A 25,522-nucleotide genomic window follows, 5' to 3' on the forward strand; every position below is an offset into this window, starting at 1 on the left:
CACGTCGACATTTTCTATCCGCGCGGTCGGTGAACCGCGAACCGGGTACCGGCTCGCGCTTGCCGATATCGAATCGCGCCGCGCACAACTCACATCCGATTCTGGCGGCGGCAGGCGTGCAATATCTCGTTGACTGCAAATGCCCCTCTCACGTTCTGGACATTCTGCAAGATACACACGTGATAGGACTTCTCGCGCGGCAAAAGCAGAGCACTGTTTACGTACAGTGCCTGGCACGAATTTCTGATGACACGTGCCGCGTAGCTGCTCTGGCTATTCGCTAAAGAATTCAGAATGCATTGGTCGTATTCCACATTCTCGCCGCCAAGCGCGAAGGCTGATAACGGTGCGGCGAGCGTCAAAGGAACGAGCAGGTAAGCCAGTTTGTGCATGGACGTGCGACAGCCAGGAACTTGACGATGGCAATCGTAGCACGTCGCGTTTAATTGCAAATGCGCACTCCATTCAGCGCGCATTACAGTGTCGCGAGAACTAGTCCCCGCAATTCAACTCACATCATTTCGGGGCTGCTCAGTTTCGTTCCATCGGAAAAGCGCGTCAGTCTGTAGGGACCCATGTCGAATTGCGGCGCCTCGTTCATTACCAGCCGGCTCGCCAGTAAGCCCGCGCCGGGCCCTAGCCCGAAGCCGTGACCGCTAAAGCCGGAGGCGATCACAAGACCCGGTTTCGCATCGACCTTCGAGATGATCGGGACAAGGTCCGGCGTCGTATCGATTGCGCCCGCCCATGCGTGAGCGATCCGCAAGCCCGACAACTCGGGAAACACGCGGGCCACATTGCGCAGGCCGCGTTCGAGCCATTCGCTATCGACACGCGGGTCTAGCACCCGTGTCCGTTCAAATGGCGAGATGTCATCGTCGCGCCACGTCGCGTTCGCCTCTGGTCCGTGGAAGAAGCTGGTACCGACGCGAACCTTGAGTTTCTTCTTCAGCTTGCTGCGGAACATGGTGCGGAACTTCACCGAATGCCGCGGGTTTTGCGGCGCGAGTTCGACCCGTCCATAGCCGGGGACCGCGATGGTGTAGCCGCCGTCCAACCTCCGCCTCAACGCGAAGTCAGGTCCGGAGAAGCAGCCTTCGACGACCGCCGGTGCCTCAGCGGTGCGCAACGCCGTTCCGATTACGTTGATGGCGGGCAGATCGATACCATGATGCTGGCAGAACAACGCGCTCCAGGCGCCTCCGGCAAGCACAACGGTGTCGGCGGCGAGCCGGCCGCGCTCCGTCCAGATGCCGCCGACGCGTCCTGCACTCATGTCCAGACTGCGTACCGCACAGTTCTGGAAGACCCTGGCGCCAAGCCGTTGCGCCCCGCGTGCAATTGCAGGCGCGGCTTTCGACGGCTCGGCGCGGCCGTCCGTGATCGACCACAGACCGCCAGCCCACCTTGCACGTCCGGACGGAATGCGCGCAGCCAGTTCTCGCGCACTGAGGATCTCACTGTTGAAACCGATCTCCCGTGCGCGTGCAATCCACGATTCCCATTGCGCGACGTCCGATTGAAGCTCCGTGCCATACAGAATGCCAGCCCTGCGAAAGCCAATGTCCTCGCCGAGTTCTCCGCTTAGTTCCTCCCAGCGCCTGAGGCTTTGCATCGCGAGCGGCAACTCATAGAGGTCGCGGTTTTGCTGACGCACCCAACCCCAATTGCGCCCCGACTGCTCGCCGCCAATAACGCCCTTTTCGAGCAACACCACCTGGACACCGCGCCGCGCCAGTTCATACGCGGTGCTGACGCCGACGATGCCGCCGCCTATCACCGCGACATCGCATCGATCGGGGAAACTTTCGCTATTCGTGACTTCGTCGATCCTTAACATTTCACAGCCGCCGGTTGCCGCTTCCTGGTGAACTGCAGTGGTGAGTTCGGGAATGCGTACAAGAGCGCGCATCACCGTTTCGCCATCCGCAGAAAGTGGCTACGATTCTCCTATCTTCCATCGCTTCGCTGATAGGACGATCCTCTTGCCTCTACGCGGGAGACGACGATCCACCGCATCCTGAATGCTTTGGGACGAAACCCGAAGCGTCATGGCGTGGATGGCCGCTCCGTGTCGTACAGGCGGTCCGGGATAAACAGCGCCGTGACGCCGCTCAAAAAGAAGACCGCACCCACGACGAGAAAACCAAAGCCAATGGAGAACTGGGTAGCGAGATAGCCGATGACAATAGGCGCTGCGCCCGCGCAGAAACGGCCAACATTATAGGAACCGCCAACAGCAGTGCCGCGGATCGAAGTGGCGAAGCTCTCGGACATGAAAGTGCCGATCGTGCCGAGCGGAACACCATACAGAAAGCCGAAGAAGAGCATCAGCGCAGCAATGTTCTCCCGCGTATGCCAGAAGATGATGACCGGCAAGAAGAGCGCGGCGCCCGCGCAACCCAGCACGTATACGCCGCGCCGGCTCCAGCGGTCGCCCAGCCAGCCGGCGAAGATCTTGCCGATGAAGGCGACCACGTAGGTGCCGATCATGTAGCCGGTCAGTGAACTGAACTTGATATGCAGTTCTCTTTCGAGGTACGTGGGTAGCCAGTTGTTCAAACCATAAAAGCCGGAAAGAATAAAAACAGAGGCGAGAGTCCACAGGATGAACAGCGTGCGCGTTTGTCGTGTGCGGAAAATCACGGCGTAGCGGCCGTCGCGTAATCGCGCTCCACTCTGGCCACGAGTGCCGCTTTCGTTCTGGCTATTGCGGTCGACTGCACGGCTTGCCCGCCAGCTGGCCGGCTCGGGTACGGCGAATTTGATCGCGAGCGCAAAGACCACGGGAACGGCCGACACGTAATACAGCGTGCGCCAGCCATAGTGCGGCAAGATCCAGCTGCTCAGCGCGATCACCACGATATAGCCGGCCGAAATGGCGGTCTGCAACGCACCGAGAATCAACGAACGTCTTTCGGTGGGCACGTATTCGGCAACCAGCGTGGTGACGAGCACCATGCAGCCGATTCCCAACGAACCGATGAAGCGAACAATCGCGAACTGCAGAAAGCTGTGAGTGAGCCCGAGCAGTCCCGCGCCGAGCGAGAAGAGCGTCAGCGCCCATACGACCACCCTCACCCGGCCCACACGGTCGCTCAGCCAGCCGCCCAGTATCCCGCCCGCGGCCATGCCTACCAACGTCAAACTTCCCAACGCTCCTGCCTGCACATTGCTGAGCCCGAAATCGTCTTTGATTCGCGTGAGGGTCAGGCCGTACATCATCACGTCGGCGCCATCGGCCATTAGCGCGAGATAGGAAAGGACGAAGACCAGCAGCCAACGGCCTTGCGATTCCGCGCTTTGCGTTGCCGTTGCCGTCGCCGTTGCCGCTGTTGTAGCGCGGGGAGTTGTAGTCATGTCAGAGAGAATCCGAACTGCCGGCGGATACCGTATTGCCAGCGATCAGCGCGGGAGCGAGGAACGAACCGATCAGCAAGCCAAGCGCTTCGTGCCGCTCGGTGTACCACCCTTCCCGGTGTGTGAGGTTCATCGTGCCGATGCACACGCCGTTGTACGCGATAGGGATATTCAATATCGATCCGAGGCCCATGCCGGTTATCACCGTGTGATCGTCGAACGCTTCGAGAATGCCTTGCGGCGTTTCTGCGCGAAATGGCTCAAGGTCATGCAGAACCTGTCTGGCCCACGCGGTGCCGCGTTTTTTCTTGCGCCCGCCAACTGGATACACGTCTGGCATGTTCGTATAAGCGCGCTCGACTTCCTCGCGCCCGGCGTCGTAAGACATGATCGTGAGCAGGCGGAAGCCGATTACGCTTGCCGCCACCTCATGAACCGCACGGAACAGCGCCGTCGGCTGACCATTGAGCCGCATGGCCCTGGCGAGATGTTGCAGATGGGAAATGTCCAGCGTTTGCGGGACGGGCGGCGTAGTCACGATCCTGTTGGCTTGCATAATCTATAAACGAAGAGTTGGCGCATCGCGGCGTTCAGCCGCCTAATTCCGTGGAACTGAGCGGACCTCGAACATCCTGTGCACGCCCGAACTCCTCGGCCTCGATATCTTCGAGCGAGCGGTTGCGGGTCTCGATACCCAGGCAGAAAACCACGCATGCCCCGACGAGCAGAACTGTCGTCGTCATCGCGAATACGCCCAGAAATCCGAACGCCGGATAGACGAGGCCGACCAGAATCGGCGCGCTCACCGAGCCGATGCGGCCAAACGACGACGACGATCCCGTGCCCGTCGTGCGGACTGCAGTGGGAAACACTTCCGGGGTGTACGCATAGACGCCCGCAAACGCGCCGTTCATGAAGAACGACAGGCATATGCCCGCAAGCATGATGCCGATTCCCGTGTGAGAGAACGCAAGCGCGATCGCCGCGATGCCGCCCAGCAGCATGTACGACGCGACCACCGCTTTGCGTCCGATGCGTTCATTGAGCCATGCCGCAGAGAAATAGCCGGGGATCTGCGCCCCATAGATCGCGATCGAATAACCGAAGCTCTTAGTCATGGTGAGCCCCTCCTTGAGGAGCAGACTCGGGATCCACGAGAAGAACGAGTAGTACGCGAACGCGACCGAAAACCACATGAGCCAGCTCACCGCCGTGGTACGCGCGAGTCGCGGCGACCACAACGTCAACACGTTCTGCAATGCGCGACCCTTGGCCGGTGCCGTCGCCGGCATCATGCGGACGGAGGCAACCGGCGCAAGATGAATGCCGCGGCCGGTAAACCATGATTCGATCGTGCTCACGATGCGATTCGCTTCGTCGGTTCGGCCCTGGCTTTCGAGCCATCGCGGCGACTCGGGCAGCGTCCTTCGCCACCAGAGCAGCATGACGACCGGCAACGACGTGACCACGGCGAGATACCGCCAGCCATCGGCAAAGTTTCTGACCACGACGAAGCCGAGAATCGACGAACTCAGATAGCCGAACGACATGAAACCGACCAGTGCGCCGCAAAACATTCCCCTGTAGCGCCGCGGCACGAATTCCGCGAGGAATGGCGCGATCACCACGGTCTCCGCGCCGGAGCCAAAACCCGCGACGATGCGTAATGCGAAGAACGTGTGCCAGTCGGTTGCCGCCGCACTCGCGAGCGACGCGACACAGTAGATCGCCAGCGCCGTCATCATGATGCGGCGGCGGCCGATGAGATCGGCGAAAACCCCCGACAGAAAAGCGCCGAAGAAGTACCCGATATAGGTACTGCTGGCCACGAGGCCAGTCTCGGCGCTCGTCAGATGCCACAGTTTGCTGACGACCGGTAACAGGAACGCAAGCGACGACGAGTCGAGTCCGTCGAACAGATACCCCAGCCCGCCGATCAGTAGAAGTTTGCGATGAAATCCCGATAACGGGAGCCGTTCAAGACGAGCAGCTACAGCGGACATGGCGAGTTTCTCCATGGAGGAATGAGCGCGTTGATCGCGGGCACGAAGTTCATCGCCCGATCGCATATGCCTGCATCTGGCGAGGCGTCGCCGCGCCGCGCATCAGGCCATTTCTGATGCCGACTGCGCAGACCCGCCCCAATGCCCAAGGCTCCGCCACGGTCAGATCGTGTCCACGCGCGCGCAATTCGGCGAGCGTGCTTTCCGGAAAGCGTGCTTCGGCGGACATCTTGCCCAACTGCATCGCGCGCGGGTAGAACGAGCCGGGGAAGTGAGCGGTCTGGAACGACGGCGAATCCGCGGCGGCCTGGAAGTTCATGCCGGCGTGCACATGTTTCAGGAATAGCTGGAGCGACCACTGATCCTGCTGGTCGCCGCCGGGCGTGCCGAATGCCGCGTAGGGCTTGCCCGCGCGGGTAACGAGCGTGGGCGACAGGGTTGTGCGAGGACGGCGCCCGGGACCCAGTGAGGATGGCAAGCCCTCTTCCATCCAGAACATCTGCGCACGCGTGGTGACGTTGAACCCGAGTCCGGGCACCGCTGGCGACGCCTGCAACCAGCCGCCGGACGGCGTAGCCGACACCATGTTGCCCCACCGGTCGACGATATCGAGGTGTACGGTGTCGCCTCGAAGTTCAGGCAGCGGCGCGAAGGTCGGCTCTCCCTGCCCGAAGCCCCCAAACTGTTCCTTCCCGGCGAGCGCCATAATGCGCGCGGCGCGGCGCCCGCTGTCGCCCAGCGTTCCCGGACAAAATTCGAGCGACGCACGCTGCGGGTCGATGAGCTTGCGACGTTCGTCGTTATAGGCGTCGCTGAGCAGCACATCTAGCGGCACATGGGCAAACGCCGGGTCGCCGTAGAAGACCTCGCGGTCGGCGAACGCGAGCTTCGAGCACTCGATAACCGTGTGGACGAAATCCGGTCCCAGCGGATCCATCGCCGCGAGATCGAATCCCTTGAGCAGCGCAAGCTGCTGCAGGAACATCGGTCCCTGCCCCCACGGACCCGTCTTGTGGACGCGAAGGTCGCCGTAGTCGTAGGACACTGGGTCTTCATAGGATGGCTCCCACCGAGCGAGATCGTCGGCCGAGAGCAAGCCGCGATTGCGCTGGCCGGACGTATCGAGAACGGCTGTGGACCGAAAGTACTGGTCGATGGCGTCTGCCACGAACCCGCGATAGAACACTTCGCGAGCCCGTTCGCACTGCCCGGCGCGGTCGCTGCGGCTGGTCGCTTCCCGCAGAATGCGTTTGTAGGTGGTGGCGATCGCAGGATTGGCGAAGAGGTGATTCGGCGTGGGCGCGTCGCCATTTCGCAGCCATTGTTCGGCCGAAGTAGGCCATTCGGTGAGGAAAAAATCCTTGATCGCGAGGATCGACGAAGCCATGCGCGGCAGCACCGGGTAGCCGTTCTCCGCATAGCCGATCGCATAGCTCAACACGTCTTCGAGCGGCAACTGGCCATAGTCGCGCAGCATGGCCATCCATGCGCCGAATGCCCCCGGTACCACCGCCGGTAAAAGTCCGGTGCCCGGCACCACTTCCAGCCCCAGCTCGCGCATACGCCCGATGGTCATGCTCGCGGGCGTCACGCCCTGGCCGCAAAGCACTCGAACCCGGTCTTCGCGGGCGCTGTAGAACACCACCGGCAGTTCACCGCCGGGACCGTTCAGATGCGGCTCGACGATCTGCAGTACAAACCCCGCGGCTGCAGCGGCATCGAAGGCATTGCCGCCTTTTTCCAGCGCGGCCATGGCCGACGCGCTGGCCAGCCAATGCGTGGACGCCACCATTCCGAACGTGCCAATCAGTTCGGGACGAGTTGTGAACGACATGCCCTACTCCTCTTTTGATCGCTGCGACCGGTTGCTGAACCAATGTTTAAAGGTATCAATTCGATCAGCGGGCCTTGGATGACGCCACCCTTTCCTCGATGCTAACCTGGAATATAACTGCGTAATACAAGCCAAAAAGGCATTGCATGAAATTCCTAGCGTCAGTGCGCCGTCAATCTGTTATCTTTGGTACCAATATTCATTGGTTCGGACGATGCAATGGAAGAGACAGCGTTGAGCGGCCTGCTCGGGTATATCGCAAGTCATCAACTCAAAGACGGCGACGCGTTACCGCCCGAGAGGAAGCTGGCTGAGGAACTTGGCGTCAGTCGAAGGGAATTACGCTCGGTGCTTGCCTCACTGGAGGCGTCGGGACGCGTATGGCGCGGAGTTGGACGCGGCACGTATCTGGGAGCACGGCCGCTCAAGTTCGGTCCCACGCTGCGCGGCTTGCGCGCGGGCACCAGTCCAGCGGATATCGCCGAGATGAGGCTACTTTTCGAGCCCGCGCTCGCGGAACTCGCCGCGACCAAGGCCAGTTGGGACGATCTGCTCGAACTTGAGAAGTGCGCGCGGAAAAACGCGGCCGCGAACAGCGACGAGGAGTGGCAGCAATGGGATCACCGCTTTCACTTATTGATCAGCCAGGCCACCCGCAATCCCGCGCTCATTGCGCTCATGGAAGTGATCAACGGTATGCGCGTCAAGCCGGAGGTTCGAAAGAAAACCGTCAGCCAGGAGACGCGGCATTATTTTGCCCAGCAGCATCAGGCAATCGTCAACGCGATGAAAGCCCGTGACGGTGAAACGGCGGCTCGATGCATGCGCGAACATCTGTCGAGCGTACAGTCGCGAGCGTCCAGCAAGATAGGCGGCGCGGCGGATTCAGGGGGGTGAAACAGCTTTGGCTGTGCATTGGTTTGATCATGCTTTCGGTGGAGTTGTCGAAAGGCGTTTGCCGTGCTCACCCGACCGGCCGTCACCGCAACTGCGCCACTGCATCGAACACACGCCCAAAGAACTCATCCGCATGCTCGGGATTAAGCCAGCGCACTATGACGGCGAGCCTCCGGGTCGGCTCGATCCACATGAACGAGCTTCCCGCGCCCACACCGAAATAGCTCGGTGCCGGCACGCTCGGGAACATCTTCTGTCCGGTGTTGAGCCAGACGAGATAGCCGTAAAACGGCGCGATCGCGCAAGGCGTTTGCATACGCTCGATCCATTCCTTCGACAGCACAAGGCGCCCCGATGCGACGCCTTCGTCGAGGAGCATCTGCGCGATCTTCAGCTGATCGTTCGCGCTGATCGACATGCCGCCGCCCCAGTGCGTGCCGCCCGGCACCGACTGCATGCGGCGTCCGCCCACCTCCACCCATGAGTGGTCGTAGCCGACCCAATCCCAGGCGTCGCTTGCTCCTGAAGGCCGTGCAATCGCCTCGCGGAACACGTCCGGCAGCGGCTCGCCGAACAGATGCAGCAGCGCAAGCGAAAGCTGGTTGATGCGCACGTCGTTGTACTCCCAATACGTGCCCGGCTGCTGTAGTGGACGCAGATCGCCCTTCTTGCCGTTCGGCGGCTCACCGAACGTGACCGCGCGATAGTGATCCGCCTGATCGGGCAAACCGAAGCAGGTGCCCTGCCATTCGCTCGTCTGTTGCAGCAATTGCGCCCACGTGATGCTTGCGTTGTGATCGTCGTCGAAGCCGATTCCCGGCACGCGCATGCGCACAGGCTCATCGAGATCGGACAGCAGGCCGCGGTCGTGGGCCACGCCCGCGAGCAGCGCCAGATACGTCTTCGCAATGCTGAACGTGAGGTCCGCGCGGTCCGGCTCACCCCACGTCGCGAGCTTGTGTCCGTCGAGCGCGATTGCGCCCGAGACCGGCCCCCGGTCATGCACGGGTCCGAGCAGCCGGTTCCACGGCGCCGGGTCTTTCACATGCACGCCCCAGTTGGCATCGACCTGGCGATCCCACGTCGATTCATGCTCGATGGAAAACTGGATGGCCTGCTGCAATGCTTCGTTCATGCGTATTTCCTGTGAGTTTTCTGGAAAGTCGTTGTGCGTGCAGAGGTGATGACCCGCGATGAACCCCGCGCACTCACCGCACATGCAGACGACGGCGCGCCCACATCAGCGTGAAGAGGCTGATTACAGCGGCGATCATCAGATACAAACCGGGCGCCAGATTGTTATGTGTGAACGCGATCAGCGCCGCGACCACCACCGGCGTGAAGCCGCCGAAAATTGTCGTGCCGATGTTGTAGGCGAACGCCATGCCGGTCGTGCGCGTTTCAACCGGAAAAAGGTCCGCCATCAACGCGGGAATCGGCGCGAAGTACGTTGCTTTCAGCAGTGCGACCCAGATCACGCAGGCCAGCAGCATGGGCAACGACGGATAGGCGTTCATCAGCATGAAGGCCGGATACACCGTCACCAGAAACAGTACGCCGACCGGCAACATGATGCGTATGCGCCCGAGCTTGTCCGACAGGTGTCCGACCACCGGCACCAGCGCCATCATGATGAAACCCGCCACGAGCGTCGCAATGAATCCCGACGACGGCGAGAGCTTGAGCTGATGCGTCGCGTACGTCGGCATATACAGCAGCATGTAGTTCGCGGTCGTGGTGAGCACGAGCGAACCGATCGAAACGAGCACCCGTTCCTTTTGCGTCGCAAGCACCACGCGCACCGGCGACGCGAGCTTTTCAGCGCGAGCGAATTCAGGTGTTTCGTCCATGCGCCGGCGAATGTAAAGGCCGATGGGACCGATCAGCATGCCGAACAGGAACGGGATACGCCAGCCCCACCCTTCCAGTTGCGGCGGCGTCAGCAGGCCGGTCAGCAAGGCGCCGAACAACGACGCGAGCAACGTGCTCGCGCCTTGGCTCGAAAACTGCCAGCTCGACATGAAGCCGCTGCGCGCCGGCGCATGCTCGACGAGAAACGCCGTCGAACTGCCGAATTCACCACCGGCCGAAAACCCCTGCAGCAAGCGCGACAGGAAGATCAGGATCGGCGCGGCGATGCCGATCGTCGCATACGGCGGCATGACGGCGACGAGTCCTGTGCCGAGCGTCATCAACCCAATCGAGAGTGTGAGCGAGGCCTTTCTGCCGTGCCTGTCGCTATATGAACCGAGAACCAGCGCGCCGACCGGACGTGCGAGATACGACAACGCGAACGTGCCGAGCGTAAGTAACAGCGAAACGGTGCGGTCGTGCGTCGGAAAAAACAGCCGCGACAGCGTGGAGGCGAAGTAGCCATACACGACGAGATCGTAGAACTCGAGCGCGTTTCCTATCGATGTCGCCACGATCAGGCGCGCAATGTTGTGCGACTGCGCGGCGTCGAGCGGTTGTTGCATGGCGGCGGTGTCAGTACTCATTGCGCTGTCCTCGATACGGTTGACGGGGCAGATTGGCGGCCGGATTCGCGTCGGGGGCGTCGCCCTCGCGCGTACCGAGATCCCAGAACAGGCCCGCCATGATGCGCAGACCTTCTTCGACTACCGGCGCGAGCAGATGCTCGTCCGGCGCGTGCTGCGAACAGCCGGGGTACGAATGCGGCACCCACAGCGTGGGCATGCCGAGCACGTCGGCGAACACATCGTTCGGCAGCGTTCCGCCGAGGTTCGGCAGCAGCACCGGCTGCGCGCCGGTGGTTTGCGTAAGCGAGCGCAACGCCCACCGTACCCACGGGTTCTCCGGATCGACGCGCGTCGCGGGCGCGCCGCGTTCGACGCTCACTTCGACCATCTGGAAACCGTGCGCGTCGAGATGGCGGCGCACAATGCCGGCGATATCGGACCAGGCGGTGCCCACCACGAAGCGCAACTGCATGTGCGCAAACGCGAACGGCGGAATCGCATTCACGGGCTTTTCGGGGTTACCGGTGCGAAACGCGAGCACTTCCAGATTGTTCCAGCCGAACACGCGCTCGGCGGGCGTCAGGCCCGGCTCGCCGTAGTCGGTATCGACTTCGGGCTCGCCGGGGTTGCCGCCCACGGTGATGCCGGCCAGCGCGCGGCGCACCGCGTCCGGCACCGGCGGCGGACGAAGCCCTTCGATCCCTATACGGCCGTTGGCATCGACCATCGACGCAATCGCGTTGGCGAGCACGATGCCCGGATTGCGCAGCAAGCCGCCCCAGTTGCCCGAGTGATGCGCGCCGTCGCGCAGGTTCACATCGAGCCGGAAATTGGTTACACCGCGCGAGCCGAGAAAGAGCGTCGGGCGGCTGGCGGCGAGACGCGGGCCGTCGGAGGCGATCAGTACGTCGGCGGCAAGTTCGGCGCGCAAGCTGGTGCAGAGTGCGTGCAAGCCGGGCGACCCGACCTCTTCGCCGGTTTCGAACAACAGCTTCAGGTTGAAGCCGAGCTTGCCGCCGCGCGCATCCATCACGGCTTTCAGCGCGGCCAGGTTGATGCTGTGCTGACCTTTGTTGTCGGCGGTGCCGCGGCCATACCAGCGCTCGCCGTCAACGCTCACCTCCCATGGCGAGCGGCCGTCGGCCCATTGCGCGTCGTAGCCGCGCACCACGTCGCCATGGCCGTAGCTGAGCACGGTCGGCAAATCGTCGCCTTCGTGACGATGCGCGATCAGAAATGGGCCCGCGCCTTCGTGCGGGTTCTCGGCGATGCGGCACACGAAGCCCCATGCTTCGAGGCGCGGCGTCAGTTCGTCGGTGAGATAGGCGCGTAGAAGCGAGTCGCGCTCCGGCTCCTGGCTTTCAGTACGCAGCGCGACGCGGCGTTGCAGGTCGGCGAGAAACTGGCCGGATCGGTAGCCTTCGGTGGCTAGCTCAATGGCGGTATGTCGGGTCAACTCGGTCTCCGTCGGGGGCGCTGGAAACTGCGTTGCGCCGCCGCGTCAGAGTGCGCGGCGCATGCGGCAGCGGGTCAACACCCATGCTGTGGTGGCCGATATTTCTGCACAATTACAATATTTCTCACCCACCTTTGCCAGAACGGCAAAGGTCGTCACCGGGACTAACGCATCCAATGGACCAGACAGCCTTGCGCTATTTCCTCGAAGTCGCGCGCAGCGGATCGCTGAGCAAGGCGTCCGAGCGGCTTTTCGTCGCCGTGTCGGCTTTGAGCCGGCAAATCGCGAGGCTCGAGGAGCAACTGGGAACGCCGCTCTTCGAGCGCCGTCCGCGCGGCATGGTACTCACCGATGCCGGGCGGCTCCTCGCCAACCACGCCCGCCGCAGTCAGCTGGAGGACGAACGTGTCACCGGAGAGATCCGCGGTCTCTCGGCCGGCGAACGCGCGACCATTCGCATTGCGAGTTCGGAAGGCGTTGCACCGGACTTCCTGCCACTCGTGTTTGCGCAGTTCCTGAAGATGCATCCCGGAGCGCATTTCCAGCTCGACGTCTCCGCGCCGTCGATAGCGACGCAGCGCGTGCGTGAAGGCACGCACGACGTGGCGGTATGTTTCAACATGGTGCCGGAGCGGGACGTGCAAGTGCATTACGCACAGCGCGCACCGGTGTACGCGCTGATGCGGCAGAGCCATCCGCTCGCTGCGCGCGCCAGCGTCTCGCTGGCGGACCTGCTGCCCTGGCCGCTCGCCATGCCGAGCCAGACTCTGACGATACGGCAACTGTTCGATATCGCATGCAGTCTCGAAGGGCTGATCTTCGAGCCGGTAATCGCCAGCAACTATCACGTGGCGTTGCAAAACTTCGTGCGCTACACCGACGCGATAACGTTGACCGGCTATCTGACGGTACACAGCCGCCTCGTGTCCGACTCACTTGCCATGGTGCCGATTTCAAACCCCGAACTGCACCAGCGCACGCTGCAGATTCAGACAATGGCGGGCCGCACGCTTCCACAGGCAGTGACCGCGTTCATTGCCCTGTTGATGGAAGCGATCGAGTCGCCGGAGCATGTGGACGTGGGAGTCAGCCGAGGTTAGCGCGCGCCGCACTATGCACGCACGATACCGGTGAGCGGCTTCGTGGCGACGGTCTGACTGAATAGCGCGCGAGCCGTGCGCTGAGGGTCGAGGCCGAGGCCTTCGCTCGCGACACCGGCAATCAGCGAGTCGAGCGATGTGGTCGGTTTGAGGTCGCGCGCTTCGTAAAGATCGCGAGGCGCGAGACCGGGCCAATCCGCGATGACCCGCCCGCCCGCGACCGCCCCGCCCAATACCATCGCCACCGAACCCGTGCCGTGATCGGTGCCGCCAGTTCCGTTCGCGGCCGCGGTTCTGCCGAACTCGGTCGCGACGAGTACGGTGGTTTTGCTCCAGGCCGGGCCCATGTTGTCGCGCAGCGCCGCGAGCATCGTGTCGAGCGCTTTCAACTGATTCGCAAGGCGCGTGCTCTGCGCACTGTGCGTGTCCCAGCCGCCGGTTTCGATCATTGCGATACGCGGGCCGTCATCCCGTGACAGAAAACTAGCGGCCAGTTTGCCGAGGCTCGCGGGGTCCTGGCGCGCGCCGGCGTCGCCCGCAAGGCCGCGCGCCGTCATTGCCGATTCCCACAGTGGGCGCAACTGGGCGTCCTGATCGTATAGCTGGGAGACGCGCATGAGCAGATCGTCCGGCGCTTGCGGTAATGCCGAAGGCGCGTAAGAAGTCACCTCCGCATTGCCGCGCAGCGCCATGGGCACAGTCGGCGCGAACGCAATCGCGTTTTCGCGTGCGCTGGGTAATTGCGCGACGAGCCGGTTCAGCCAGCCGTCCTTCACCCGATATGGCGACGCGCCGCCCGTCTCGAGCACGTTCTGTCCGTCGAAATGCGAGCGGTCGCGATACGGCGATGCCACCGCGTGCACGAACAGCGCCTGACGGTCCGCGTACATGGCGCCGATCTGCACGAGTGCGGGATGCAGCGCAAAGGTGCCGTCAAGGCGACGCGCGCTCGATGCATCGATCGCAAGCGCGCCGCGCAACGTTGCATAGGCAGGCTCCGCGAAGGGCACGACGATGTTCAGGCCATCGGCGGCGCCCCGCTGAATCACGAACACGAAACGCCGATCCGTGACGACGCTCGCGAAAGCAATGCGCGGCGATACGAGAATTGCGCCCGCTCCGGCAGCAGCAATTTGCAGAAATTGACGGCGTGAAGACATGGACTATCTCCGTTGAAAATCGGGCGAGACCAGCAAAAGTGCGATGGCCGTGGATGCGCTTTCGGCACGTGCGACGGCCACAGCACTCGGCGCGCTGAGCGATCCCGGGAGCAGCACCTGCCCCAGCGAACGCGCGTCGAGCCGGTCGCCGACGCGCGAAGCCAGGCGCTGCGCCACTTCGACGCGGCGTACCAGCGCATCGGGCGCGGCCCAGCTTGCAGCAATATCGTCATAACCGGCAGGCGAGCCTGGCCGCCACACTGGTTGACCAAGTTGCGCCAGGATGGCCGCAGCCTGCTGATTACCGAGGTCTTGCCAGCCGAGCCCGCGCATCGACGAGATCGCCCATTCCCACGGCGTCTTGAACTTGACAGCGACGGGCGACCACGCTTGCGGCATGTCGAGCAATGCACGGTAGACGGACGGCAGATCGCCGCCGCTGCGCTCGAACACGCCCGCAAGCCGCTCGCTCACGCCTGCCGGCGGATTGTCGGCAATGAAATGACGGGCCAGTTTCGAGCCGATGTGCTGCGCTGTTGCGGGCGCGCTGGCGAGATCATGCAAGATTGCAAGCGCCTGCTGTTCGCCGGGCTGATCGTAACGGCGGCCCATGATGGTTCGTGAGCCGGGTTCATGCAACGCGTCGCGAAACACGAAGCTGCCCGGCGCCGAGGCTTCTTGCATCGGACGGCCTGCCGGCATGCCTGCACTGGCTGAACTCCCGGCGTTGGCGATATTCCCGGGATTGCGAGGTCCGGTAGCGAGACTCCAACCGGTCAGTGCGCGGGCGAATTCGGTCACGTCATCCTGGTTATAGCCACTGCGCACACCTAGCGTATGCAGCTCCATGATTTCGCGCGCGAGATTTTCGTTGAGGCCGCGCTTGCTCTGGGGATTTCGCTGCGCCGCCCGCATCGCCGCGACGCTGTCCGGCCCTACCGAGCGCGTCTGATCGAGAAACAGTTGCATGGCCGGATGACGTTCCACTGCGACCAGCATGTCCTCGAAGCGGCCCAGCACATGTGGACGGATCGCTTCGGCTTCGAATGAGCCGGCGAGCGCGGCCACAGCGGGCTTTTCCGTCGACACTGCGAAATGGTTAGACCAGAAATGAACCAGCCGCTCGACAAAGGGCGTCTGTGTTGTCAGTGCGCTCACCACCCGCGCATTCACGGACGATCGATAGTTGTCGCGTATTTCCGCACGAATCGCCTTTCGTTCGGCTTCCTTATCTTTTTTCGTGTCGCTTTGCGATGCCGCCTGCTCGCCTGTCTGGGCATTCGCTTGTACGGGCATGCTCGCGCCGCCCGGATTGCGCTGAGCCTGCATACGCAACTGCATGCGCTGCTGTTCCAGTTCGCCCGAGATTGCCAGCGAATCCGGCTGGCTCGCCCACGCAGCCGGCTTCGGCTGATACTGATCGAACTGTGCGAGTAGCCAGGCCTTCGGATCGGCGGGCGGCGTATCGTCGGCGCGGGCGCCCAGGCCGAAGCGATTCAGCGCAATTGCAGCGGCGGTAAGGTTTGGTTGCGCAGCCATGCGATCCTCTTCGGCGTTAGATACAGCTTGAACGTGCGGCGCGAGAGATATCCGTCGCGCCAGTCTGATTTTTAATCGCCCGAAGATGCGGGACTCGCCGGCCTCGCGACGCTGGCGCCGGGCTGCGGCTCGCGCCACTGTCCGCGCAAGCGGAGGCTGTCGGCGAACTTGACGCGCTCTTCAGGAGACAACCCCGACGCGAAATCCGCCACACTGCTTTCCACCTGCGCGCGCAGATTGCTGTCGGCCGCGCGCGTGCGAGCGAGGGCGGCGTCGAGTGCAGGGCGATCGAGCTGCGGAGCGGCCAGCAGACGCAACACCTCGCGCCGCCCTTCGCGTGCCTCGCGCGCGAATTGTCGCGCCTCGCGGCGCCCGTTCTTCAGGCTGTCGGCAAACTCTTTTTGGCGCTCGGTTGAAAGCGTCTGCGCGGCAAAGCGCAACGCGCGCTGTTGCGCGACGAGCGGCGTCGTGGCACCGCGCGCCGCAAACCACTGATAGGCGCCACCGGCAATCGCGCCCAGCAGGAACACATTGAGCACCAGCGAGGCCACCAGAACGATTTTCCATGTCCGGCTGTTCATTCGCCGCTCCAGTCGGCAGATGAACCACCGAAACTCGACGTTAGATATGACGACTCGTGCATCGGCGGAACCGTTTCGGTCAATACGAAAAACGACACGGCCAAAGCGCCGGCCGCGCCGCCGAGCAAGCCGACACCCGCGACCGCCGCGCCTGACCACCACCATGCGCGCCGCTGCGCAACAGGCCGCCGCCGCGGTGCACTGCCGATAATGCGCTGCTGCAGTGCCGCGTCCGGTGGCGCAACATGGTCCGCAGCGAGCCACGTGTCCAACTCGGCGGCTTCAGCCAGGTACGCATCCGCTTGCGCGCGATGCGCGTCCGCCCAGCCCTGCGCCGCTGCCCGCTCCTGTTGCGGCCAGCGGCGTGGATCGGCGCCATAGGCTTCGACGATCTGGTGGAATCTTTCCGGCGTCATGACTTGTCCTTGCTAAGGCCACTGTCGGCCAGTTGAGCGCGCAGGTTGCGGCGCGCGCGAGCCAGCAGACTTTCCAGCGCATCGACGGTGACGCCCATCAGTGCTGCGGCGTCGGTGTTCGACATCTCCTGGTAATAAGTGAGCACCAGTGCCTCGCGTTGTCGCGCGGGCAAGGCGGCGAGTGCTTCGCGAACGCGCTCGCCGCGGGCGCGCGCTTCGAGCCGTGCATCCGGCGGCGGGGCGGGATCGACCTCGTCGGGCAGGTCGTCGCCAGGATCTTCGCGCCGGCCGCGCAGGCGGTCATAGCAAAGATTGAGTGCGACGCGATGAATCCACGTGTCGAATTTCGCCTCGCCTTCTCGCCAGCGCGTGGCCTGTTTCCAGATCCGCACGAACACTTCTTGCGCGACGTCTTCTGCCTCCATGCGGTCGCCCAGCATGCGCGTGGCGACCGCGAGCAGACGCGGCAGCTTGCGCGCAACCAGCGTGCGCACAGCGGCCGGATCGTGCCGGCCGACCTGCTCCAGCAATTCCGCGTCGGGATCGCGTTCGCTCAAGAGGCCGCACCCTTCGACACACGTGCGATGCGCTTCACGTCGGCTTTATCCTCGTAGGTTCGTTGCGCGTGCATTATCCGGGCGCGGTTTTTCAAGCGGTTTTTTTGCAGCGGTCATTCACGCCGTTGTTCAATACACGACGACTGCCGGACGATAGTAGACCGACCGCGCCGGGTAGACCACACAACCGCCGAGCGACGCCACGAGCAGCAATATCAACAGTGTTTTCATGGCAGCTTGCCTCCTTGAGTCATGTGAGCCCTTCACGCCCAATGACCTTCGACCCAGCGCCAATTCGGTCCGCGCTGCACCCAATGTCCCGGCACCCAGTGATAACCGGCGCGAACCGGCTGCCAATGGCCCGGCGCCCACTCGTAACGACCGTGGTGCCAACGCCAGCGGCCCTGGTCCCACACGTAGCCCGCTCGCGGCGCGGGCAAGACTTCGACGCGGGGCGGCGGTGGCGCGACAGGCGCGATGATCACGGCTTGGGCGATGGCAGGTGCCGCGGTCAGCGCGGCGGCGCAGGTCGCCGCGACGGCGAGCACGTTGCGTCCAAAGTGAAACGGCGTTTTCGATGTCATGTCGGTTTCTCCCATTCATTCAGTATCGAAGCGCGGCAGGGCTTCGTTTCTTCTTAAACGCGGCAGCGGGAAAAATCCGTCGAATGCTTCGAATATTTATTTGCGTCGCAGCGACAATCTTCGCTGCGACGGGCCGGAGCGGGTGCAAATCATGACTGTCCGTGCTGCTTGTCCTCCGAACGACGCCAGTCGGCGGGCGTCATGCCCAGATGTTGGGTGAAGGCCCGACGGAACGCCGCGACGGATTGATAGCCGACCGTCTCGGCTACGACCTCGGTGGAAACGCCCGGCTTTTTCAACTCATTGGCGGCCAATGCCATCCGGACATCTGTCAGGAGTTCATTGGGCGAGCGTCCCACCTTGTCCTGAAAGTGGCGAAGCAACGTCGCGCGCGACATGCTGCAAAGTTCGGACAGTTCAGACAGGGTCCACGGATAGGCCGGATCGTTGAATATGGCTGCAAGCGCCGGGGCGAGGCGCGGATGTCCAGCGAGAGCCAGCAAGCCTGTCGGCGCCTCGTCAGACTCGCCGGACATACGCAGCGCAAGCGCGAACAACGCCGTAGACAACGCGTTCAGCATTGCATAGCCGCCCAGCCTGTCCGCACTCGATTCCGCCTGCAGGAGCGCCATCAGCCCTTTCAGTTGTGCAAGCGTCTCAGCGCTGGACGAAGCCCCTGCGGCCGACGTCCGCACAACGAGCCGAGGAGGCAGATATGCGCGGATCAGGCGGTCATGCGGCGGCGCCAGCACGATTCGACCGCAAAGCATTTCAAGGCGCTGACCACTGCCTTTATTTTCGCTGACGGTCAGGTTCAACGTCTGGCGCTGGCGCGCAGGTTTCGGGCGCGCGCCGCTGCCGTCGTGAAGAATATGGGCCGAACCGTGCGTCAACATCACGATGTCGCCAGCACCCAGATCTTGCGGTTTGCCCTCGCCCGGCGTCTCCAGAATGGCCGATCCGCCAAGCACGATGTGATACGGCATTTCCCCGGCAGCGGAATCGTCGTAGATGACTTGCCACGGAGCGCCGTACGAGCATCGGAGTTCGAGCTGCCCGCGCACCGTCATCATGCCGAGCAGACGGCTCAGCCAATCGAGCGTGAGTGACATACCTACCTCGGTTGATACTTTTGAGCATGATATTGGCAATCCAGAGGCTCAACAAGATCATTTCGCGACCCTAAAGTGGAGGCTCCTAACCACCACCGCATGAGGTCGATCATGAGTCGCATTGCAATCCCCGCAGTTTCGAACGCCACGGGCGCCACCGCCGAAGTCTATGCACGGGTACGGAAGATCGCAGGCGGCAGCGTGCCGAACCTGTTCGCGACGGTCGGTCACCTCGCACCCGCGACATTGAACGCCGTGCTCGATGCGGAAGGCGCGCTCGCGTCCAGCAGTCTCAGCAAACAGGATCTGGAAACCATCAAGCTGCTCGTCAGCGAGCAGACGGGTTGTGATTACTGCGTGGCCGCTCACGTGATGTTGGGAAAGATGACCGGCCTCTCGCCCGAGACGCTCCGTCAGATTCGCGCGGGCAAGGCGACGGGCGATGCGAAGCGTGACGCCCTCGTCCACTTCGTGCTGACCCTGCAGAGCACGCGGGGCACGATCGATGAAAGCGAGTTCACCGCCATTCGCGCCGCCGGTTACAGCGACACGCAACTGGCTGAGATTTCGCTGGCAATCGCCATGACGATCTTCACGAATACATTCAATCGCATTAACGACACTGACGTCGATTTCCCGCCGGTCAAATAACACGTGCGTAGTCGGGCGGATTCGTCACGCGGTGACGTGCGGGCCGACTCGTCACGCGGTGACGTGCCGCTCGCCGCATCGTCGCGATCCGGCGGAAAGCCGGATCGCTGCCGCACTGGCCAACTCACTCGCAGGTGTACTGGAGGATTTCATGTCTCAAGTTGAACATTTCGATACGTTGATTCTCGGCAGCGGCCAGGGCGGCAAGCTTCTGGCGTGGCATCTGGGACGATCGGGACAACGGGTCGCCGTAGTCGAACGGCAGTGGGTCGGTGGGTCATGCCCTGCCGTGGCTTGCTTGCCGAGCAAGAATGAAATATGGAGCGCGCGAGTCGCGCATCTGGCGCGGCATGCCGGCGACTTCGGCACGACGACCGGTCCGATCGCCGTCGACATGGCGAAGGTCCGCGAACGCAAGCGCGGCATGATCGAGAGAGAGGCGGCGTTTCACGTGCAGGCGTATGCGTCGAGCGGCGCCGAGTTGATCATGGGCTCCGGCCGTTTCATCGGACCGAAGACGATCGCAGTGCAACTGAACGACGGCGGCACGCGCACGCTCGCCGGCGATCAGGTGGTCGTGAATGTCGGCACGCACGCTGCAATTCCCGATGTGCCCGGATTGCTGGCCGCCGGTCCGCTGACGCATATCGGCGCGCTTGATCTCGACTACGCGCCAGCGCATCTGGTCGTGCTCGGCGGCGGTTATATCGGCATCGAGATGGCACAGGCTTATCGCCGCTTCGGAAGTCGCGTGACTATCGTCGAGCGCGGCGCCCGCCTGATGGCTCGCGAAGACGTGGACATCAGCGAAGAGATGCGTGGGATTCTGAGTAACGAAGGAATCGATATCGTGACGGGTGCTGAAACGGTCCGTGTCGAAGGTCGCTCCGGTACGCAGGTTCGCGTCGTGCTGCGAACCGCTTCGGGGGAACGGGTGATTGAAGGCAGTGACATCCTCGTTGCGGCAGGACGGGTTCCCAATACGGCCGGTATCGGGCTGGAGCAGGCAGGCATCGAACTCGACGAACGCGGATACATTCGCGTCAACGACAGGTTGCAGGCATCGGCACCCGGCGTATGGGCAATCGGCGAAGTCGCGGGCAGTCCGCAGTTCACGCATGTTTCGGTAGACGACTTCAGGATAGTGCGCGACAACCTCGCGGGCACAGATCGAACGACAACGGGCCGCCTGGTTCCGTACACGCTATTCACTGATCCGCCGCTCGCACGCGTGGGTCTGAACGAACGCGATGCGCTTCGCTACGGTATTGCGGTTCGCGTCGCGACACTCCCAATGAGCAATGTGCTGCGAACTGAAGCGACCGACGAAACTCAGGGATTCATGAAGGTTCTCGTCGACGCCAAAGACGATCGTATCCTGGGATTCTCGATGATCGGACCGGAGGCAGGTGAGGTCATGGCTTCAGTGCAGACGGCAATGATCGCAGAGCTTCCGTACCCGAAACTGCGCGATGCCGTCATCTCGCATCTGACGTTCGCCGAAGGTTTGGGGCCGCTTCTGTCGAAGGTTCCTGCAAGGGCGGCTTAACAGGCAATCGGCGCATGGGCGCGGACTGAGCGAGTCCGTTGAATCTGACGGGCTCGCTCGTTACTTGCGCAATCTGCCCGCGCCCGGAGATGGTGCGACTCACTGTCCCGGTTAGATTGGATCGAGACCGGTCTTTTCGAACACGGCCGACGCTGCCGGCGTTTTCAGATAAGAAATGAGCGCCGCGGCCCCTTCCCGCTCCTGCGCGCTTGTCGACACCGCGGCGGATACGACGCTCGCCTTCTGAACTTCTTCCGGAAGCGGCCCGACGTACTGAATCCCCTGAATGGCGCGAAGCTCGCTGATCTGTTGCAATCCGAGTTCTGCGTCTCCTCGCTCGATGGCCGTTCCGACCAGTTCCTTCCCTTTGATCTGAACACTCCTGGCGTTCATTTGATGCGCGATGCCGAGCCTGGGAAACAACGTCCCGGTGATATAGGTGCCGCTCGCGCCCTCGGAGAAAGCCACTGACTTTGCTGTGAGCAGCGCATTACGCAGTTTGTCAACGGTGCTCACATCCGGCTTGGGCATGCCGGCCTGCACCGCGACACCGATTCGCGAAGCAACGAGGTCCGTGCGAGTGTCCGGCAGAAACTTTCCCTGACTGATCTGTTCGTCTAGCGCAGGGCGAATCATCAGGCAGACGTCCATGGCTTCACCATTCCGGATGCGCATGGGCAGCGCGTCAGCGGACGTACCGTATGAAGGCCCCCACGATATGATGAGGTGATTGCCCGTCTGCCGTTCATAACCTGGCCCGAGTTCCCTGAACGCTGCGGATAGCGCTCCGGTTGCAAGGACATGAACGTCAGCGGCATGAACTGCGGTTGATATCAGTGCCCCGCTCAAGAGTGCCGCAGACAGTGCTGCACGTAGGAAGTTTGCGTTGTTGACGATCATCGGATTACCCTCTTTAGTCAGTCTCGCCGCCCTGCTTCCGTTCGCGACGCCAAGCGCCCAAAATGATCCGCAGACGCGCCGCTACGATGTACTTCATGTGCTTTGATGCATGCTGAGGCGTGCATCGATATTCAGCCTCTTAACATTCAGCACGACACCTCTCTGTTTATGGCGAACAAGAATCAACAACCGGAACGGGGCACATCTCCATCGAATCGATCGCTCGAACGCGGGCTCGAGTTGCTGCGCGCGTTCGGTCCGGGTGCGACGCTTCTGGGCAACGGCGATCTTGCGGAACGCACGGGCTTGCCGAAGGCGACAGTGAGCCGCCTCACGCGAACGCTCGTGGACGCCGGTTATCTCGAACACGACTCTGCACGCAGGGCATACAGACTGGGGCTGCCGGTGCTCAGTCTCGCGCAGGCACTGCGCAGCGGATCCACGGTACTCAATGCCGCTGGGCCGCTCATCCGCGACACTGCCCAGACCAGGCACATCAATGTCGGAATCGCGGGCGCCGACCGTGAAGAGATGGTCTACCTCGAGTCGATTCGCTACAACCAGCGAGCTTCACTACGTACCATCGTCTCGGGACAACGCGTGCCAATGGAACTGACGTCGCTCGGCCGCGCCTATCTCGCGATGCAGCCGCAGGCCGAATTCGCCCGTCTGATGGATGCATTCAAACGACGCGGGCGAAGCGGCTGGGAGCGCCTCGCAAAAGAGATCGCACAGGCCGTGGACGATGTGCACACCAACGGCTGTTGCGTCGCAAGCTGGCAGCCAGAAGTGATCGCGCTCGCAACCCCGCTCGCCATTCCCGGACACCGGTTGCTGGTCCTCAACTTCAGCGTGCGCACGGCCGCGTCGAGCGACAGCGTAGTGAGCGAACTAGCTGCGCCCCTGCTGCGTCTGCGCGACGAGATCACAACCGCATGCGCGCGCCTCGAAGGTTGAAGACCGCAAGCATCGATTTCATTCGCGGCGTTCGCTGATCGCGCGCGCTGGAATACCCAGCACCACTGCAAGGCCGCCGAGAATCGACACGACCGCAACCGCATAGAGGCCCATAGTGCTGCTGCCAAAGTGCGTCGATGCATAGCCGATCACCGAGGGCGCCGAGATCCCGCCGAATTGGCCGACGCTGCTAATGAGTCCGATACCGCTCGCGGCGGCGGTGCTCGACAGGTACGCGGGCGGGATGGTCCAGAAGAGCGACAGCATGCCGAGATAACCCGCCGTCGCGACGCAAAGCAGTGCCACGAGAATGCTTGCGTGATTCGCTGCAGCCGGCAGGAGCGCGACACCCAATGCGGCCATCAATGCACTTGCCATGAAATGCCAGCGCCGCTCCAGCATTCGATCCGAGTTCCGGCCGAGCAGATACATCGCGATTGCGCCGACCACATACGGAATCGCGGAAAGAAGTCCAATGTGCCAGTAGTTCGATACGCCGCTTTTCTGGATCACGCTCGGTGCCCAGATATGCACGACGATGCTCGCCCACGGCACGCTGAAATAGGCGAAGGTCAAGAAATAGAATTTCGGCTCCTTTAGCGCGATCCAGATCGAACCATGCGCGCGTGCAGCCTTCGTTTGCGCGTCGCGATTGAGTTCCGCGAGCAGCAGAGCCTTTTCTTCGTCGGTGAGCCAGGTCGCCTGCTCGGGGCGGTCCGTCAGATAGACATACGCAAAGACACCGGCAATCACGGACGGAAGCCCTTCGAGAAGGAACAGCCATTGCCAGCCGTTGTAACCGAGTAAGCCTGACATGCTGTTGAGAATCCATCCCGACACCGGCCCACTGACAATGCCGGATACGCAGATCGCCGTCATGAAGATCGACGTGACGCGCGCGCGGCGAGCAGCAGGAAACCAGTAGGTGAAGTACAGAATGACGCCCGGAAAGAACCCTGCTTCGGCTGCGCCCAACAACACGCGCGCGATGTAGAACTGCGTAGGCGTCTGCACGAACGCGGTACCGGCCGAGACGATGCCCCACAGCGCCATGATCCGCATGAGCGTTTTTCTCACGCCGACTCGCGCGAGCCACAGGTTGCTCGGCACTTCGAAGAGCATGTAACCCACATAGAAGAGCCCCACGCCCAGACCGAATGCGGCGTCGGAAAGACCAATGTCGCGCGAGAACTGCAAATGCGCAAAGCCAATGTTTGCGCGATCCAGGTACGCAAAAACGTAGCAAACGAAGAGGAACGGCAGCAGCCGCGAGGTGACCTTCCGGTAGACAGCCTCTGTCTGCGGCGGGGCGACGGCGCTTACGTCGATGGGATTGGAACGGGCTGCGTGCATCATGTCTCCAGGCTTGTATGGGCCGCAGGATCGTCATGGCAAGTGTCCTGCGTTGGAATTCATTATCGACGCCGAACGCACGATGACAATCCGCCAATTCCATGCAGTGGAATTGTCGTGCTCCGCCGAAACGCACATGCCGTTCCACAGAGTGGAATTGATGGGATGTCTCCCGCGGCCGGTGAGGCTAAGCTGCATTGGCAGACTGACCTGATCGGTCGACTCCAATTCAATCATCGAGACACGCATGAGCACATCCACTATTCAAGTCACTATCGAGTCGCAGGTCGCCACGATCGCGCTCAATCGCCCAGAAAAGCGTAACGCCATCACCAACGAAATGCGTGCCGAACTGATCGCGGCGCTGGAGTCCGTATCGCGCGACCGTGACGTGCGCGCGGTGGTGTTGACCGGCAACGGCAAGGGATTCTGCGCAGGCGGCGACGTCAGCGGCATGGCGCAACGTATGGAAGCACCCGCCGGCGAGGTCGCGTTCAATGGCTGGTCGCGTCAGCAGATCGTTCATCACACGGTCAATCTGCTTTATTCGATGCCCAAACCGACCATTGCGGCAGTCAACGGCGCAGCGGCAGGTCTGGGCGCCGATATGGCGCTCTCGTGTGACTTTATCCTCGCGTCGCACGAAGCGAGCTTCACGTGGAGCTATATCAGGCGAGGGCTGATTCCCGACGGCGGCGGCATGTACTTCCTGCCGCGACGGGTCGGACTCGCGCGGGCAAAGGAACTGATTTTCAGCGGGCGCAAGGTGGATGCAAAGGAAGCACTGGAACTCGGCATCGCGGACCGCCTGAGCGCGCCGGACTCGCTCATCGCCGACGCTCATGCGTGGGCCGTCGAATTGAGCCAGGGTTCGGCCACGGCGCTCGCACTCGGCAAGACGATTCTTAACCAGAGCTACGAACTGTCCGCGCATCAGGTGTTTGCACAAGGCAGCCAGGCACAGGCGGTTTGCTATACCAGCAGTGAACATCGCGACTCGGTGCTCGCGTTCCTGAACAAAGCCAGGTGAGCG

24 protein-coding genes are annotated in these 25,522 nt (G+C 62.5%); 6 read left to right on the top strand and 18 right to left on the bottom strand.

Translation table 11 applies throughout. From position 1 onward, the window contains the following. Nucleotides 1-89: 89 nt before the first annotated feature. From H281_RS37485 to H281_RS0114050, 6 genes are all read right to left on the bottom strand, one after another. Entirely contained in the window at nt 90-392 is a 303-nt protein-coding gene (locus tag H281_RS37485; RefSeq protein WP_020067748.1) for a VF_A0006 family four-cysteine protein, read from the bottom strand. Nucleotides 393-511: 119 nt separating this feature from the next. Further along, the gene (locus H281_RS0114030; protein ID WP_027804584.1) at nt 512-1,840 is read right to left on the bottom strand and encodes an NAD(P)/FAD-dependent oxidoreductase; all 1,329 of its coding nucleotides are present in this window, start codon (nt 1,838-1,840) and stop codon (nt 512-514) included. Nucleotides 1,841-2,049: 209 nt separating this feature from the next. Then, nucleotides 2,050-3,360 carry an MFS transporter gene (locus H281_RS0114035; protein ID WP_020067750.1) on the bottom strand — a complete coding sequence of 437 codons (1,311 nt, stop codon included), beginning with the start codon at nt 3,358-3,360 and terminating at the stop codon, nt 2,050-2,052. Nucleotide 3,361: 1 nt separating this feature from the next. Further along, entirely contained in the window at nt 3,362-3,916 is a 555-nt protein-coding gene (locus H281_RS0114040) for a GAF domain-containing protein (protein WP_020067751.1), read from the bottom strand. Between the two features lie 34 nt (nt 3,917-3,950). Continuing rightward, entirely contained in the window at nt 3,951-5,363 is a 1,413-nt protein-coding gene (locus H281_RS0114045) for an MFS transporter (protein WP_027804585.1), read from the bottom strand. A 49-nt stretch (nt 5,364-5,412) separates the two neighbouring features. Continuing rightward, on the bottom strand, nt 5,413-7,197 hold the full coding sequence (locus H281_RS0114050) for a gamma-glutamyltransferase family protein (protein WP_020067753.1): 1,785 nt from the start codon (nt 7,195-7,197) through the stop codon (nt 5,413-5,415). A 219-nt stretch (nt 7,198-7,416) separates the two neighbouring features. Between H281_RS0114050 and H281_RS0114055 the strand changes: the two genes are divergently transcribed. After that, nucleotides 7,417-8,094: a FadR/GntR family transcriptional regulator gene (locus H281_RS0114055; RefSeq protein ID WP_020067754.1), complete on the top strand. Its 678-nt coding sequence runs from the start codon at nt 7,417-7,419 to the stop codon at nt 8,092-8,094. 82 nt (nt 8,095-8,176) lie between these two features. Here H281_RS0114055 and H281_RS0114060 read toward each other — a convergent pair whose 3' ends face one another. The 3 genes from H281_RS0114060 to H281_RS0114070 form a co-directional block, all read right to left on the bottom strand. Then, nucleotides 8,177-9,229 carry a serine hydrolase domain-containing protein gene (locus H281_RS0114060; RefSeq protein WP_020067755.1) on the bottom strand — a complete coding sequence of 351 codons (1,053 nt, stop codon included), beginning with the start codon at nt 9,227-9,229 and terminating at the stop codon, nt 8,177-8,179. A 73-nt stretch (nt 9,230-9,302) separates the two neighbouring features. Further along, complete coding sequence (locus H281_RS0114065; RefSeq protein ID WP_020067756.1) at nt 9,303-10,592, bottom strand: MFS transporter; 1,290 nt, start codon at nt 10,590-10,592, stop codon at nt 9,303-9,305. Continuing rightward, nucleotides 10,582-12,030 carry a M20 family metallopeptidase gene (locus H281_RS0114070; protein ID WP_020067757.1) on the bottom strand — a complete coding sequence of 483 codons (1,449 nt, stop codon included), beginning with the start codon at nt 12,028-12,030 and terminating at the stop codon, nt 10,582-10,584. The genes H281_RS0114065 and H281_RS0114070 overlap by 11 nt, the downstream gene beginning before the upstream one ends. Before the next feature lie 176 nt (nt 12,031-12,206). On the opposite strand from H281_RS0114070, the gene H281_RS0114075 reads away from it, so the two are divergent. After that, nucleotides 12,207-13,130 carry a LysR family transcriptional regulator gene (locus tag H281_RS0114075; RefSeq protein WP_020067758.1) on the top strand — a complete coding sequence of 308 codons (924 nt, stop codon included), beginning with the start codon at nt 12,207-12,209 and terminating at the stop codon, nt 13,128-13,130. Nucleotides 13,131-13,141: 11 nt separating this feature from the next. On the opposite strand, the gene H281_RS0114080 is transcribed toward H281_RS0114075, so the two are convergent. The 7 genes from H281_RS0114080 to H281_RS0114115 all read right to left on the bottom strand — a co-directional run bounded on the left by H281_RS0114080 (nt 13,142) and on the right by H281_RS0114115 (nt 19,079). Next, on the bottom strand, nt 13,142-14,290 hold the full coding sequence (locus H281_RS0114080; RefSeq protein WP_020067759.1) for a DUF1501 domain-containing protein: 1,149 nt from the start codon (nt 14,288-14,290) through the stop codon (nt 13,142-13,144). A gap of 3 nt (nt 14,291-14,293) precedes the next feature. Next, nucleotides 14,294-15,829, bottom strand: coding sequence for a DUF1800 domain-containing protein (locus tag H281_RS0114085; RefSeq protein WP_020067760.1), 1,536 nt, complete (start codon nt 15,827-15,829; stop codon nt 14,294-14,296). Nucleotides 15,830-15,900: 71 nt separating this feature from the next. Further along, on the bottom strand, nt 15,901-16,410 hold the full coding sequence (locus tag H281_RS0114090; protein WP_020067761.1) for a periplasmic heavy metal sensor: 510 nt from the start codon (nt 16,408-16,410) through the stop codon (nt 15,901-15,903). After that, entirely contained in the window at nt 16,407-16,826 is a 420-nt protein-coding gene (locus H281_RS0114095) for a hypothetical protein (RefSeq protein WP_020067762.1), read from the bottom strand. The genes H281_RS0114090 and H281_RS0114095 overlap by 4 nt, the downstream gene beginning before the upstream one ends. Next, nucleotides 16,823-17,383, bottom strand: a complete 561-nt coding sequence (locus tag H281_RS0114100) for an RNA polymerase sigma factor (RefSeq protein ID WP_020067763.1) — start codon at nt 17,381-17,383, stop codon at nt 16,823-16,825. Before H281_RS0114100 ends, H281_RS0114095 begins: the two co-directional genes overlap by 4 nt. 263 nt (nt 17,384-17,646) lie before the next feature. Further along, nucleotides 17,647-17,967 carry a YXWGXW repeat-containing protein gene (locus H281_RS0114110; RefSeq protein WP_020067765.1) on the bottom strand — a complete coding sequence of 107 codons (321 nt, stop codon included), beginning with the start codon at nt 17,965-17,967 and terminating at the stop codon, nt 17,647-17,649. A gap of 149 nt (nt 17,968-18,116) precedes the next feature. Beyond that, complete coding sequence (locus tag H281_RS0114115; protein WP_020067766.1) at nt 18,117-19,079, bottom strand: cupin domain-containing protein; 963 nt, start codon at nt 19,077-19,079, stop codon at nt 18,117-18,119. 111 nt (nt 19,080-19,190) lie between these two features. On the opposite strand from H281_RS0114115, the gene H281_RS0114120 reads away from it, so the two are divergent. Continuing rightward, nucleotides 19,191-19,730 carry a carboxymuconolactone decarboxylase family protein gene (locus H281_RS0114120; protein WP_020067767.1) on the top strand — a complete coding sequence of 180 codons (540 nt, stop codon included), beginning with the start codon at nt 19,191-19,193 and terminating at the stop codon, nt 19,728-19,730. A 151-nt stretch (nt 19,731-19,881) separates the two neighbouring features. Beyond that, nucleotides 19,882-21,279, top strand: coding sequence for a mercuric reductase (locus H281_RS0114125; protein ID WP_020067768.1), 1,398 nt, complete (start codon nt 19,882-19,884; stop codon nt 21,277-21,279). A 111-nt stretch (nt 21,280-21,390) separates the two neighbouring features. On the opposite strand, the gene H281_RS0114130 is transcribed toward H281_RS0114125, so the two are convergent. Further along, nucleotides 21,391-22,179, bottom strand: coding sequence for a substrate-binding domain-containing protein (locus tag H281_RS0114130; RefSeq protein ID WP_033379551.1), 789 nt, complete (start codon nt 22,177-22,179; stop codon nt 21,391-21,393). Between the two features lie 168 nt (nt 22,180-22,347). On the opposite strand from H281_RS0114130, the gene H281_RS0114140 reads away from it, so the two are divergent. After that, complete coding sequence (locus H281_RS0114140; protein ID WP_027804587.1) at nt 22,348-23,136, top strand: IclR family transcriptional regulator; 789 nt, start codon at nt 22,348-22,350, stop codon at nt 23,134-23,136. 18 nt (nt 23,137-23,154) lie between these two features. On the opposite strand, the gene H281_RS0114145 is transcribed toward H281_RS0114140, so the two are convergent. Beyond that, nucleotides 23,155-24,489 (bottom strand): MFS transporter, encoded by a 1,335-nt coding sequence (locus tag H281_RS0114145; RefSeq protein WP_020067771.1) that lies wholly within the window; start codon nt 24,487-24,489, stop codon nt 23,155-23,157. 247 nt (nt 24,490-24,736) lie between these two features. Here H281_RS0114145 and H281_RS0114155 point away from each other — a divergent pair, with 247 nt between their 5' ends. Next, nucleotides 24,737-25,519: an enoyl-CoA hydratase/isomerase family protein gene (locus tag H281_RS0114155; RefSeq protein WP_020067772.1), complete on the top strand. Its 783-nt coding sequence runs from the start codon at nt 24,737-24,739 to the stop codon at nt 25,517-25,519. The last annotated feature ends 3 nt before the right edge of the window (nt 25,520-25,522 follow it).

This window comes from Paraburkholderia caledonica, from assembly GCF_000383275.1.
In the GTDB taxonomy this organism is placed as follows: domain Bacteria; phylum Pseudomonadota; class Gammaproteobacteria; order Burkholderiales; family Burkholderiaceae; genus Paraburkholderia; species Paraburkholderia caledonica.